Raw genomic sequence first — 12,108 nt, 5'->3', positions numbered from 1 at the left:
GCTTGCGCGTGCGTTTGGCTGCAAGCTCGAATCCAGTGGTGGCAAGGCTTGTCTGTTGCATCGCTCCACTGTCTCAGATCAGGCCGTCATGGGGCTGACTTTTGCAGACCTTCCCTAGGCAATATGGGGCGTGCGGCCCATCGGGGTAGTCCCGAAGCGGTAGTCCCGAATCGGTTGAGGCCGGGCGGCCAGTTGCGGCGGGTTCGGGGCAGACTCAGTACAGCAGGTAAGGCTGGCGCTGTGTGGCCCAAGCGGCTTCGTCGGCGCGTGCCAGCGCGTGCAGGTCGGCGGGCGAGGCCGCCGCATCGTCCACCCACTGACGCAGCAGCGGGCTGCCGTTGATCAGGTCGATGGCCAGGCGGTCATGCTCGTATTCATAAGCAAAGTCGCGCCACAGTGGGTAGTCGGGTGCTTGACGGCGCAGGGCTTTGAAGGCCAGCGCTTGCAGGCGCCAAGGCTGGAAGGCGGTGTGGCCGTAATGCTGCGGGTCTTCGATGTGGATTTGCACGCCCGCGCACAACTGCCCGGCGTGTTTGTGAAAAGTCGGCTCAAACCAGCAGGTGCGCAGCATGCAGCCACGCAGCCACTCAGGGGCCAGGGCGCGCATGTCGGCCAACAGGCGGGCGGTGTCAATGTCGGGTGCGCCAAACAGCTCCAGCGCGCGGGTGGTGCCGCGGCCTTCGCTGAGTGTGGTGCCCTCCAGCATGACGGTGCCTGCATAGGCGCGCGCCATGCTCAGGCTGGCGGCGTTGGGGCTGGGGTTGACCCAAGTGCGCCAGTCCTGCGGCCCCATGGGCCAGCCGTAACCGGGGCCTGTATCAGGCTGCCAGCCCTGCATGGGGATGACGCGGTAGTCGAGCTTCAAACCCAGCTCAGCGATGAACCAGTGACCCAGCTCGCCCATGGTCATGCCGTGGCGCATGGGCATGGGGCCTGCGCCGACAAAGCTCTCCCAGCCTTCGCGCAGCGTCAGCCCCTCGATGGGGCGGCCAGCGGGGTTGGGACGGTCAAGCACCCACACGGCCTTGCCGTGCTGGGCGGCGGCTTCGAGCACGTAGCGCAAGGTGGTGATGAAGGTGTAGATGCGGCAGCCCAGGTCTTGCAGATCGACCAACAACACGTCCCACCCGGCCATCATGGCGTTGGTAGGGCGGCGCACCTCGCCGTACAGGCTGTAGACCGGAATGCCCAGTTGCGGGTCGGTGAAATCGGGCGACTCGACCATGTTGTCTTGCTTGTCGCCGCGCAAGCCGTGCTGGGGGCCGAAGGCCGCAGTGAGTTGGATGTCAGGCAGGGCCGCCAGGGCGTCGAGCGCATGCGTCAGATCACGCGTGACGGATGCGGGGTGTGCCAGCAGGGCCACGCGGCGGCCTTGCAGCGGCGCGCGCAAGGCGGAGTCGGCAAGAAGGCGTTCGAGACCGGTTTGCATAGATGTTCGTTCAGACTTTAATGGTGATCTGTTCAAGTCTGCTGATATACCGCCCACACCCGGTCAAAATGTCGATTTTTCAGGTCATCTTCGTGAATCAGAAAATAGACCGTGCCTTCACCAAGGGTTTGCAACCAGAGCGCTACATCCACTTGTAGCAGCAGGTGCCATTTGAGTGCGCGCGCTGAGGTATTGCTGAAAAAATTCTCGCGCAGTTCATTGCTTTCTGGTCTGCCTGCAAGAAAGTCGTTAAAGGCAGGAACATAGCGCGGGTCATCCTGTTCCGGGTCTGGTAGGCCCAGCAGGCGATGGCCGTGATAGCCAAAACTCTCCTCTGATTGCTTGGCCTCCTCTGGATCAAAGCTGCTGTAATGGTCATAGAGGCTCAGTGGCTCATCCCCATCGCCTGCGTCAATCTCGTCGAAATCCCCAAGCTCGGTGGCTTCGGCGGTAGCCAAGCTTTGCAAAGACCATTGTTCCATCAAGCGCATTGGCCGTGCGGGGGCCAGGTAGCCAAAATTGACATCGGCTTCCGGCGTCAAGCCTGATTGTTTCATCGTCTCGATATATTCCTGCCGGGCCTGTGTCTCCAGATCCCGTAGTCGCTGGGGCAACTTCGCTTTGCCAAGTTCCGCAACCGGGCTGCGGTCCCAGATCACCCGAGCTGTTTGAGGGCTGTCATCCCAGGGGCCGAGCGCCATGTCATAGAAAAATAAAAGGCGGCCACTGTCCGGTAGCGACGCGGTCACATTACCCAGACGCCGCGCTTCAGCCAAGTCGATTTGGGCAACGAAAGACAGGGGCAACGGCTGTTCCAAATGTCTGAGGATGTGCTTTCTGTGGCTACTGCCGCCCAGTTCAGCCAGACGAGTGGCGTCAGTTTTTGGTCGGAAGGGCCATTCGATGGCAGGTGGCAGATCCGGCAAGCCTCCAAAACGGCTGGAGCCTGGGCTGGAGTCTTCAGGTATCGGGACAAAGCCAACCGAGGCCACCACCAAGGATTTAACCAGGTCAAGCACTTGCTCCGGGAAATAGGTATTGATTTGATTGATTAGTTCTTCTTTATTCATGGTCTGCCGTCTCGCATGGCTGCATTGATGGGTTCCAAATAGTAATCCGGCCGCCATACTGTCCAAGCGTTGTGTTGATGAAAGTCGGGCTGCGCGGCAGGGTGGGTCAGTGCCCAGTAGCTGACAGTGTGGCTGAGGGCGCGCTTGGGTAGGCTGCTGTGGTGCTCGATGACGGCGCTCAGGCCGATCAAGGTGTCTGGCGTGGTCGGCGAGATGGCGATCCATGGTGCTTGCAGCCGCACGTCCAGCGTCAGCGTGGTGGGTGTGCGGGTGCAGGTGATGCGCGGTGCGGGAAGATCGTCGGGGCGTGCGTGGCCGTCGCGCACCCGCTTGGCGCTGAAGTCGTACATCGCCCAGTCACCTGAGGGCGAGAAATTGAACTCGCGATAAGCCGGGCGCTGCGCATGGCCTACAAACAGCTCAAAGCAGGTGCGCTGCCACAAACCGTCGGCAGGGGCAGGACGGGGCGATGCGGTGGGTACCAGCAGTTGTGCCACATCGCCCGTCAGCGCATAGCGCAAGTGGGTTGGGCCTGATGCGCCGGCCAGGACGTGCACTTGCAAGGACGTGATGTGCCTTGCCAGTTCAGGTGGCGTGGTGGGGTGGGGCTGGAGCAGAAACTGGCGGGCGGTGGCAGACATGGAGGCCAAAGAGGAGAGAAAGGCAAAGAAGGTGCTGGGGGCATCACAGGCGCTTCCGGGAACAGTCTGCGGCCAAGGCGGCGTTATTGTCTCAGCAGCAAATACTTCAGGCATGGTCTGCGCTGGCAAGACGGCTGTCACACAAGCTTCACGCCATTGCCACGTCCATGTCATGAGCGGTCAGCACCATCACCGCATCAACGCATGTGATGGAGTTTGCCCCATGAAGGAATTGCCCACGCCCACCTTGCCTTTGTCCAGCGGTCTGCCGATGCAGCCGTTGGCCAGGAGCTGGCTTCATCCAGGCACTGGGACGGCGCTGGCAGGTGGTGTGGTGGCGCACGGTCTGCGGGTGGGCTGGGCGCGCCACCTCGATGAAGTAAGGGCCGCGCAGCGCCTGCGCCATCAGGTGTTTGCGGGTGAGATGGGCGCGCGCCTGTCTTCGCCCTTGGCGGGCCACGATGTGGATGTGTTCGACGACTATTGCGAACATCTGCTGGTGCGCGATGCATCCACACAGGCCGTGATCGGCACTTACCGCGTGCTCACGCCTGCGCAGGCGCGTCGTGCGGGCGGGCTGTATACCGAAACTGAATTTGATTTGACGCGCTTGCGCCACTTGCGCCAGCGCATGGTGGAGCTGGGCCGCAGTTGTGTGCATCCTGAGCATCGGCACGGCGGCGTGGTGATGGCGTTGTGGACGGCGCTGGGGGCGTTCATGGTGCGCAACCAGCTTGACGTGATGATCGGCTGCGCCAGCATTCCCGCCATGCAAGCTGGGGTGTTCAACGGCGATATGGTCGCCAGCTTGTGGCGGCAGGTGCGCGTGCGCCATCTGGCCCCGTTTGAATTTCAGGTGCGCCCGCGCCTGCCCTTGCCGCTGGTGCACCTGAACGACCAGCTCGACGTGGAGCCACCCGCACTCATCAAGGGCTATTTGCGTCTGGGCACGCAGGTGCTGGGGCCGCCCGCGTGGGATCCGGATTTCAACACCGCCGATTTGCCGATGATGATGCGCATCGCCAATCTGCATCCGCGCTATCGCAGGCACTTTCTTGGCGCATGAGTGACCACGGTTTTGCCCTTGAATACGTCTGGACTCGGTTATGCTGACCAGCCCATGCCATTACCCCGTTTTACTGCACTTGCGGCACCACGCGCGGCACTGCGCACCGGCCATTGGCCAGACCGCGACCTGAGCATCCTGGCCTTCAACCGCCGCGTACTGGCGCAGGCCGAGCGGGCCGAAGTGCCCTTGCTGGAACGCCTGCGCTACCTGTGCATCGTGTCGTCCAATCTGGACGAATTTTTTGAGGTGCGGGCTGAGCCGCATGTCACCGCCTGGCGAGAGAACACCCGGCGTGAGGGGGCAGATGCCGCAGGCGGCATGCGCCGGTTGATGGCCGCCGCGCACGATCTGGTGGGCAGGCAGTACGACATTTTCAATGACGTGCTGCAACCGGCCATGGCCGCCCAGGGCATGCGCATCGTCTCGCACCTGGAGCGCACCGACGCGCAGCGGCGCTGGGTGCGCGGGCATTTTTTGCGCGAGGTCAAGCCGCTGCTGGTGCCGGTGGCGCTGGATCCGGCGCACCCGTTCCCGATGGTGGCCAACAAGTCGCTCAACTTCATCGTGCAGCTCAAAGGGCAGGATGCGTTTGGGCGCAGCAACGACATCGCCATCGTCAAGGTGCCGCGCGTGCTGCCGCGCGTGCTGCGCATGCCGGCGCATGTGTCGGGCGGCGAAACCTTGTTCGTCATGCTCTCCAGCGTGGTCCGTGCGCATCTGGCCGATTTGTTTCCAGGCCGTGAGGTGGGCGACTTTTCGCACTTTCGTGTCACGCGCGACTCGGATCTGTCGGTGGATGAAGAAGAAGTCAAAAGCCTGCGCACCGCCTTGCGGCAAGAGCTGCACCAGCGCCACTACGGCCAGGCGGTGCGGCTGGAAGTGTCGTCCGCCTGCCCCGATGCGCTGTCTGAGCTGCTGCTGCGCCAGTTCAATTTGCCGGATGAGGCGCTGTTCAAGGTGCGCGGGCCAGTGAACATGGTGCGCCTGCAACAAATCATCGAGCTGGCCGACCGGCCCGATGGCCTGTTTGCGCCTTATGCGGCCAGCTACCCGGTGCAGTTGCGCCGGGGCGAATCGGTGTTCGAGCGGCTGCGCCGGGGTGATGTGCTGATACATCTACCGTTCGAGAGTTTTGAGGGCGTGATCGATTTTTTGCGCCAGGCCGTACACGATCCGCAGGTGCTGGCCATCAAGCAAACCATTTACCGCGCGGGCAGCGACAGCCGCATGATGGATTTGCTGATCGAGGCGCAGCGCCGCGGCAAAGAGGTCACGGCGGTGGTCGAGCTGAAGGCGCGCTTTGATGAAGAAGCCAACATCAACTGGGCCGAGCGGCTGGAGCAGGCCGGCGCGCAGGTGGTGTACGGCGTGGTCGGTTTGAAAACGCACGCCAAGATGCTGCTCATCACGCGACGCGAAGGGCGCAGGCTGCACCGTTACGGCCATTTGTCCACCGGCAATTACAACCCGCGTACCGCGGCGCTGTACACCGATTTGAGCTACCTCACGGCCGATGCCCGCCTGACGGCCGACATGGACCGGTTGTTCGTGCACCTGGCCAGCCACAGTCGCCTGCCGCGCATGCAACGCATGTGGTTGGCCCCGTTCACGCTGCACCAGCAGATGCTGGCGCGCATCGAAGCGGTGGCGCGCGCGGCGCGGCGTGGGCAGTCCGCACGCATCGTCGCCAAGATGAATGCGCTGACCGATCCGGCACTGATCAATGCGCTGCTGCATGCCGGTGATGCGGGCGCGCGCATTGACCTGATCGTGCGCGGCGCGTGCACGCTGCCGACCGATGCGGGCCGCCCAATCCGCGTGCGCAGCATCATCGGGCGGTTTTTGGAGCATTCGCGCGTGTTTTATTTTGAGGCCGGTCGTGACGAGCAGTTGTGGCTGTCGTCTGCCGACTGGATGAGCCGCAACATGCTGCGCCGGGTGGAAACCGCCTGGCCCGTGACCGATGCGGTGCTGCGCCAGCGCATCGTCGATGAATGCCTGACGGCGTATCTGCACGACACGCGCGATGCCTGGGTTGTGGATGCGGGTGGCGACTACCGGCAGGTCAGACCGGCCAGCGCTTTAGCCAGGCAGGGCGCGCAGGCCGCGCTGACGACGCGCTACGCGCAAGGGGGCTGATGCGCCATGGATTTGATTTTGTGGCGCCATGCCGAGGCGCAAGATCTTGAAGCGCAAGACCATGGTGCGGGGCTGGACGACATGGCGCGCCCGCTCACCCGCCGGGGCGAGAAGCAGGCCGCCCGCATGGCCGCCTGGCTGGATCGCCAGTTGCCCGAAGGCACGCGGATTCTGGTTAGCCCCGCACGCCGCACGCTGCAAACGGCCAATGCACTGGGCCGCAAGTACAGGGTGCACGATGCGCTGCAACCCGGCGCGCAGGTCGATGCCGTGCTGCACCTGGCGGGCTGGCCCGATGCGCGTGTGCCGGTGCTGATCGTCGGCCACCAGCCTACGCTGGGCCAGGTGGCGGCGCGTCTGCTGGGTATGACTGCGACCGATTGCGCGATGAGAAAAGGTGCAGTGTGGTGGCTGCGCCAGCGCCAGCGGCAAGGACTGGCGCAGACGGTGGTACAAACCGTGCAGACCCCGGATCTGCTTTGAAGAGACTAGGACGGGCGGGCCTGCGGCCTTGAAGGTGCGCAGCGTACCGTGCATCCAGCAAACTCAAAAAATGACTTCAAAAGTATTAATTATGAACCTATACTCACGCCTGTTGACCCAGACGAATGAGGTACACCCATGATCAACCGAAACCGATGGATTTCGCTGGTGCTGATGGCGTTGTCGTGCGCGGTTATGGCGCAGGACGACGTGGCCGACGCGCAGGCCAACAACCCCTTGTCCAACATGAAGGCGGTGAGCTTTCACAACTACTACATGGGTGATTTGACCCAGACTGACAAGACGGGCGACCAGTTCTGGCTGCGCTTTGCCCAGCCCTTCAAAATCGGCGCCAGCCAGTGGCTGATGCGGGCATCGCTGCCGGTCAACAGCTTGCCGGTGGGCACCGATGGCGGGCGCCGCACCGGTCTGGGCGATTTGACGATGCTGGCCGCTTACACCATGGACACCGGTAACCCTGCGATCAGCTTTGGCGTTGGCCCCGTGCTCACTGTGCCCACGGCCACGCGCGATGGGCTGGGCAGCAAAAAGTGGTCGGCCGGTTTGGTCAATGTGTATTTCAACGGCGCATCGCCCAAGTGGCAATACGGCTATCTGGCCACCTAGCAGCACAGCTTTGCGGGCGGCAGCGGCCACCCCAAGGTGAACGCGGCATCATTGCAGCCCATGGTGTTTTATCAACTGGGCGGCGGCACTTACCTGCGTTCAGCCGGCAATATTGTCTACGACCTGCGCACTGACAATTACGTGGTACCCATTGGCCTGGGCATTGGCCAGGTCATCAAGCGCGGCAACACGGTGTTCAACCTGTTTGTGGAGCCGCAGTTTTCCGTGGCACATGAAGGGGCGGGTCAGCCCCGATGGCAGGTGTTCATGGGGTTGAACCTGCAATTCAAGAATTGAACCTAGATCCAACAGTTGACCGCTGGAGTTCTTCTTGAAAGCCGCATGAATCCACAACTTTTTGCCCTTTCCCCAAGCCCACCTTGGAGGTCAAGGCGCTACGCACCCATTGGCACCCACTGGCACTGCGCTCGCCGCGCCATGCGGCGTTGCTCGTCCTTGCGGGCAGCAAGCCCGCAGCGTCCTCGCGTCTTGCCTGGCACGCCGATCAACAGCACCATCGGATGCGTCCAACGGCCGGATCTAGTTTGAACAACCACGCAAAGACCGCTGGCCTGACACGACCATTGTGCTTTTGGGCATGTTGATTACCTGCTAAAACGACCTCTATCGCTTATGCATAAGGCGCTATGAGCTATAAAAACAGTAGTTTCTGGGGCTGACCAGCCTGCACGCCAGCGCCGCATTGGAAAGGGGGCAGAGTGCGATCGTCCCGAGTTGCATCAGCCGCGCCTAAAATTGGCCCCTTGTTGCGCCGCCACGCTGGGGGCGTTGCCGGGCTGCATGGCGATTGGCCATGGCCTTACAACCACTTCAACCGAACAGGAGCTGATGCCCATGGCCGTTATTTCTTCGATCTTTTCGCGCGCATTGCTGGCGGCGTGGGTCGCAGCGGCCATGGCAGCGGCTGGATGTTCGTCGGTCAGCCTGGACAAGCGGTACGACCCGCCGCCCGTGCGCATGCCTTCGTCTGCGCCCACCCAGCCCAGCGCTGCGGCACCTGCCACCACCACCGCACCTGCTGCCGTGCCGCAGGCGGTCACGCCCAGCCAGCCCGTGGGCCAGCCGCTGCCGCCCGTGGGTACCGCGCCGGGCACGCCTGTCGCGTCTGCATCGGCTGCGGCGTCCCCCCTGGTCACTCTGAGTGCCCGTCTGGAAGCCGCGGCCGTCTCGCCGCCCACGCGCAGCGCAGGCAGCGGCCAGCTGGACGTGCTGTACGACCGCCAAACCCGCCTGCTGCGCTGGAAAACCAGTTGGCACAACCTGTCGGGCACGATCACCGGCGTGCAGTTCCACGGCCCGGCACTGGCAGGCCAGAACGGCCCTGCCGCCATGGTGTGGCCTGCGCCGTTTGGCCCTACTTACGAAGGGCGCGCCACCCTCACGCCGCAGCAAGAAGGCGATTTGCTCCAGGGCCTGTGGTACTTGAACGTAATGACCAGCGCCTACCCCACAGGTGAAGTGCGGGGGCAGTTGAGGGTGGTGAACTGAACGCCGAACACACGCCATGTGCCGCGCTGATTCATAAGACACCCAAACGCTGTTGCATGCTTGGGCCGCATCGCAGATAAAAGCCTTTTTAAGCCGAACAGCCCGTGCGGCACTTGTGTTTGTATTTCTGCAAGACAACCCACCTCACCTTTATGCTGAAGAACTATTTTTTCCCGCTGTTGTCATCGCTGCGCCATATTGGGGCAGTGCTTTTTACTTTGTGCTGCGCAGCCCTGCTGGTCGCCTGCACCAGCACGCCGCCGCCCACCATGTCACCGCCCGTGGTGGTGCGGCCCGCGCCTGCGCCTGCCACGCCAGTGCCCGCGCCGGTGGAGCCGCAGCCTCAGCAAAACGAAATGGTGGCCTTCAAGGCCGCCTTGAGCGGGCTGAACGCCGTGCCCATGGCCGAAACGCGGGCGCAGGGCGAGTTGGTGGCGGTGTTCAACCGTCGCACCGGGCTGCTGCGCTGGCGGCTGACGTTCAGCCAGCTCAGCGGGCCGGTCAAGCGGGGCAACTTCCATAGCCCGGCCATGAGTGACGAAGTGGCCGCGCCCGTGCTGTCGATGGGGCGCAACTTCGTCAGCCCCTACGAAGGCCGCGCCATGCTGACCAAGCGCCAGCAGGCCAATTTGCTGGCGGGCCAGTGGTACGTCAACCTGACCACCGAGCGCTTTCCCACCGGCGAGCTGCGTGGCCAGATGATCGAGCAGCGCTGAACACGGGTCTTTCCGTCCCCATCCTACGTTTTTGCCACCCATGAACGCGCCGACCCACGCGCCCACCGCCGTCAAGCCGTTGTTCAGCTACAAGCCCTATTGGGCCAAGCGCTTTGGCCCAGCGCCGTTTTTGCCCATGAGCTGCGTCGAGATGGCGCAGCTTGGCTGGGACAGTTGCGACATCGTGCTGGTCACGGGCGACGCCTATGTGGATCATCCCAGCTTTGGCATGGCCGTGATCGGCCGGGTGTTGGAGGCGCAGGGCTTTCGCGTCGGCATCATTGCCCAACCCGACTGGCAAAGTGCTGAACCCTTCAAGGCACTGGGCAAGCCCAACCTGTTCTGGGGCGTGACGGCAGGCAACATGGATTCGATGATCAACCGCTACACGGCTGATCGCAAAATCCGCAGCGACGATGCTTACACCCCCGGCGATGTGGGCGGCAAGCGCCCCGACCGCGCCGCCATCGTCTACAGCCAACGCTGCCGCGAGGCTTATAAAGACGTGCCCATCGTGCTGGGCGGCATCGAGGGCAGCCTGCGCCGCATCGCCCACTACGACTACTGGAGCGACAAGGTGCGCCGCTCCATCGTGGTGGACAGCAAGTGCGATTTGCTGCTGTACGGCAACGCTGAGCGCGCACTGGTCGAAGTGGCGCACCGGCTGGCGCGACGCGAGCCGGTGGCCGCTATCACCGACGTGCGCGGCACGGCCTTCGTGCGGCGGGTGTCGGAGCCGGGCTGGCTGGAAATCAACTCGACCGAAGTCGACCAGCTTGGCCGCGTCGATGCGCACCTCAACCCCTATCAGACCACGGGCGAGCAGGCGGCGGCGCAGGGCGCGGCGTGCGGCACACCGAAAGCATCACAAACACCAGCTGATAGCACAGATGGGGCAAGCGTCAACGGCCCATTGGCGGCTGAAAATTCAACCCAGCCGCTGCGCTTCGTCCCCAACCCTGCGCTGGCCGCCAAGCGCCCGCCGTTGCGCGAGAAGACCGTCATCCGCTTGCCCAGCTTTGAGCAGGTCAAGCGCGACGCCGTGCTGTACGCCCATGCCAACCGCGTGCTGCATTTGGAGACCAACCCTGGCAACGCCCGCGCGCTGGTGCAGGCGCATGGCGATGGTGTGACGGCCAGAGATGTCTGGATCAACCCGCCACCCATTCCGCTGACCACCGCCGAGATGGACGGCGTGTTCGACCTGCCCTACGCCCGCAGCCCGCACCCACGCTATGCGGACGAACGCGGCCGCCACGATGGCGCGACCAAGATCCCGGCCTGGGAGATGATTCGCTTCAGTGTGAACATCATGCGCGGTTGTTTTGGTGGCTGCACCTTTTGCTCCATCACCGAGCACGAAGGCCGCATCATCCAAAGCCGCAGTGCCGATTCGATCGCGCGCGAGGTGGAGTCCATGCGCGACCAGGTGCAGGGCTTCACCGGCGTGGTCAGCGACCTGGGCGGCCCCACGGCCAACATGTACCGATTGGGCTGCAAAAGCCCGCAGATCGAGGCGGCTTGCCGCAAACCCAGTTGCGTGTACCCCGGCATCTGTCAGAACCTGACCACCAATCACGATCCATTGATCGACGTGTACAAGCGCGTGCGCACGCTGCCGGGCGTTAAAAAGGTGCTGATCGGATCGGGCCTGCGCTATGACCTGGCTGTGCAGTCGCCCGCGTACGTCAAAGAGCTGGTGCAACACCACGTGGGCGGCTACCTGAAGATCGCGCCCGAGCACACCGAAGACGGGCCGCTCACCAAGATGATGAAGCCCGGCATTGGCACCTATGACCGCTTCAAGCAACTGTTTGAAAAGTTCAGCAAAGAAGCGGGCAAGCAGCAGTTTTTGATCCCGTACTTCATCGCCGCCCATCCCGGCACCACCGACGAAGACATGCTGAACCTGGCCCTGTGGCTTAAAACCAATGGCTTTCGTGCCGACCAGGTGCAAGCGTTTTATCCCAGCCCGATGGCGACGGCCACCACCATGTACCACACCGGCCTGAACCCTTTGAAAGGCGTGCACCGTGACGAGCGCGGCGAAACAGTGGATACCGTCAAAGGCGAGCGCCGCCGCCGTTTGCACAAAGCCTTTTTGCGCTATCACGACCCCGCCAACTGGCCGCTGCTGCGCCAGGCGCTCAAAGACATGGGCCACGCCGAGCTGATTGGCAATGGCAAACACCACCTTGTTCCTACTTGGCAGCCGATGGACAAAGAAGGCTATTGCAGCCCACGCCGCAAGAATTCCAGCACCAAACCCAGAGCGAACACCAGCGGCGCTGCTGCGCCGTCCGCCGACCCCAGGCCGCTGGCCAAACGAAAGCGCAAAACACCATCTGCACCAGCACCAGGCCGCGTTTTGACGCAGCACACCGGCTTGCCGCCGCGGCGCAAGAAATAATCATCCTGCAACTCC

11 protein-coding genes are annotated in these 12,108 nt (G+C 63.2%); 8 read left to right on the top strand and 3 right to left on the bottom strand.

What is annotated here, in order from left to right; all coding sequences use genetic code 11:
* Positions 1 to 214 precede the first annotated feature (214 nt).
* The 3 genes from ACK5NW_RS07960 to ACK5NW_RS07950 are packed head-to-tail and all read right to left on the bottom strand — an operon-like array spanning position 215 to position 3,140.
* A complete protein-coding gene (locus ACK5NW_RS07960) occupies positions 215 to 1,429 on the bottom strand; it encodes an exo-beta-N-acetylmuramidase NamZ domain-containing protein (RefSeq protein WP_416926797.1) in 1,215 nt (404 codons plus the stop codon).
* A gap of 32 nt (positions 1,430 to 1,461) precedes the next feature.
* Positions 1,462 to 2,499, bottom strand: a complete 1,038-nt coding sequence (locus ACK5NW_RS07955) for a DUF1963 domain-containing protein (RefSeq protein WP_416926795.1) — start codon at positions 2,497 to 2,499, stop codon at positions 1,462 to 1,464.
* Positions 2,496 to 3,140: a DOMON-like domain-containing protein gene (locus ACK5NW_RS07950; RefSeq protein WP_416926793.1), complete on the bottom strand. Its 645-nt coding sequence runs from the start codon at positions 3,138 to 3,140 to the stop codon at positions 2,496 to 2,498. Before ACK5NW_RS07950 ends, ACK5NW_RS07955 begins: the two co-directional genes overlap by 4 nt.
* Positions 3,141 to 3,363: 223 nt before the next feature.
* Between ACK5NW_RS07950 and ACK5NW_RS07945 the strand changes: the two genes are divergently transcribed.
* The 8 genes from ACK5NW_RS07945 (at position 3,364) to ACK5NW_RS07910 (ending at position 12,093) form a co-directional block, all read left to right on the top strand.
* Positions 3,364 to 4,206, top strand: a complete 843-nt coding sequence (locus ACK5NW_RS07945) for a GNAT family N-acetyltransferase (protein WP_416926791.1) — start codon at positions 3,364 to 3,366, stop codon at positions 4,204 to 4,206.
* Between the two features lie 54 nt (positions 4,207 to 4,260).
* A complete protein-coding gene (gene ppk1 / locus ACK5NW_RS07940; protein ID WP_416926789.1) occupies positions 4,261 to 6,348 on the top strand; it encodes a polyphosphate kinase 1 in 2,088 nt (695 codons plus the stop codon).
* Positions 6,349 to 6,354: 6 nt separating this feature from the next.
* Complete coding sequence (locus ACK5NW_RS07935; RefSeq protein WP_416926787.1) at positions 6,355 to 6,831, top strand: SixA phosphatase family protein; 477 nt, start codon at positions 6,355 to 6,357, stop codon at positions 6,829 to 6,831.
* 138 nt (positions 6,832 to 6,969) lie between these two features.
* Entirely contained in the window at positions 6,970 to 7,458 is a 489-nt protein-coding gene (locus ACK5NW_RS07930; protein WP_416926785.1) for a hypothetical protein, read from the top strand.
* A gap of 60 nt (positions 7,459 to 7,518) precedes the next feature.
* A complete protein-coding gene (locus tag ACK5NW_RS07925; RefSeq protein WP_416926783.1) occupies positions 7,519 to 7,755 on the top strand; it encodes a hypothetical protein in 237 nt (78 codons plus the stop codon).
* A 558-nt stretch (positions 7,756 to 8,313) separates the two neighbouring features.
* The gene (locus ACK5NW_RS07920; RefSeq protein WP_416926781.1) at positions 8,314 to 8,967 is read left to right on the top strand and encodes a CHRD domain-containing protein; all 654 of its coding nucleotides are present in this window, start codon (positions 8,314 to 8,316) and stop codon (positions 8,965 to 8,967) included.
* 152 nt (positions 8,968 to 9,119) lie between these two features.
* Positions 9,120 to 9,683 carry a CHRD domain-containing protein gene (locus ACK5NW_RS07915; RefSeq protein WP_416926779.1) on the top strand — a complete coding sequence of 188 codons (564 nt, stop codon included), beginning with the start codon at positions 9,120 to 9,122 and terminating at the stop codon, positions 9,681 to 9,683.
* Between the two features lie 40 nt (positions 9,684 to 9,723).
* On the top strand, positions 9,724 to 12,093 hold the full coding sequence (locus tag ACK5NW_RS07910; RefSeq protein WP_416926777.1) for a YgiQ family radical SAM protein: 2,370 nt from the start codon (positions 9,724 to 9,726) through the stop codon (positions 12,091 to 12,093).
* Positions 12,094 to 12,108: the final 15 nt, after the last annotated feature.

Source organism: Ottowia sp. (assembly GCF_047975795.1).
Lineage (GTDB): Bacteria > Pseudomonadota > Gammaproteobacteria > Burkholderiales > Burkholderiaceae_C > Ottowia.
Note: the sequence above shows the minus strand (reverse complement) of the source record. Positions and strands in the feature narration are given on the sequence as shown.

Coding starts and splice junctions, on each gene's coding strand:
- ppk1 (WP_416926789.1), top strand. CDS start 4,261: ATGCCATTACCCCGTTTTACTGCACTTGCGGCACCACGCGCGGCACTG.
- ACK5NW_RS07925 (WP_416926783.1), top strand. CDS start 7,519: ATGGTGTTTTATCAACTGGGCGGCGGCACTTACCTGCGTTCAGCCGGC.
- ACK5NW_RS07920 (WP_416926781.1), top strand. CDS start 8,314: ATGGCCGTTATTTCTTCGATCTTTTCGCGCGCATTGCTGGCGGCGTGG.
- ACK5NW_RS07950 (WP_416926793.1), bottom strand. CDS start 3,140: ATGTCTGCCACCGCCCGCCAGTTTCTGCTCCAGCCCCACCCCACCACG.
- ACK5NW_RS07960 (WP_416926797.1), bottom strand. CDS start 1,429: ATGCAAACCGGTCTCGAACGCCTTCTTGCCGACTCCGCCTTGCGCGCG.
- ACK5NW_RS07910 (WP_416926777.1), top strand. CDS start 9,724: ATGAACGCGCCGACCCACGCGCCCACCGCCGTCAAGCCGTTGTTCAGC.
- ACK5NW_RS07930 (WP_416926785.1), top strand. CDS start 6,970: ATGATCAACCGAAACCGATGGATTTCGCTGGTGCTGATGGCGTTGTCG.
- ACK5NW_RS07945 (WP_416926791.1), top strand. CDS start 3,364: ATGAAGGAATTGCCCACGCCCACCTTGCCTTTGTCCAGCGGTCTGCCG.
- ACK5NW_RS07935 (WP_416926787.1), top strand. CDS start 6,355: ATGGATTTGATTTTGTGGCGCCATGCCGAGGCGCAAGATCTTGAAGCG.
- ACK5NW_RS07955 (WP_416926795.1), bottom strand. CDS start 2,499: ATGAATAAAGAAGAACTAATCAATCAAATCAATACCTATTTCCCGGAG.
- ACK5NW_RS07915 (WP_416926779.1), top strand. CDS start 9,120: ATGCTGAAGAACTATTTTTTCCCGCTGTTGTCATCGCTGCGCCATATT.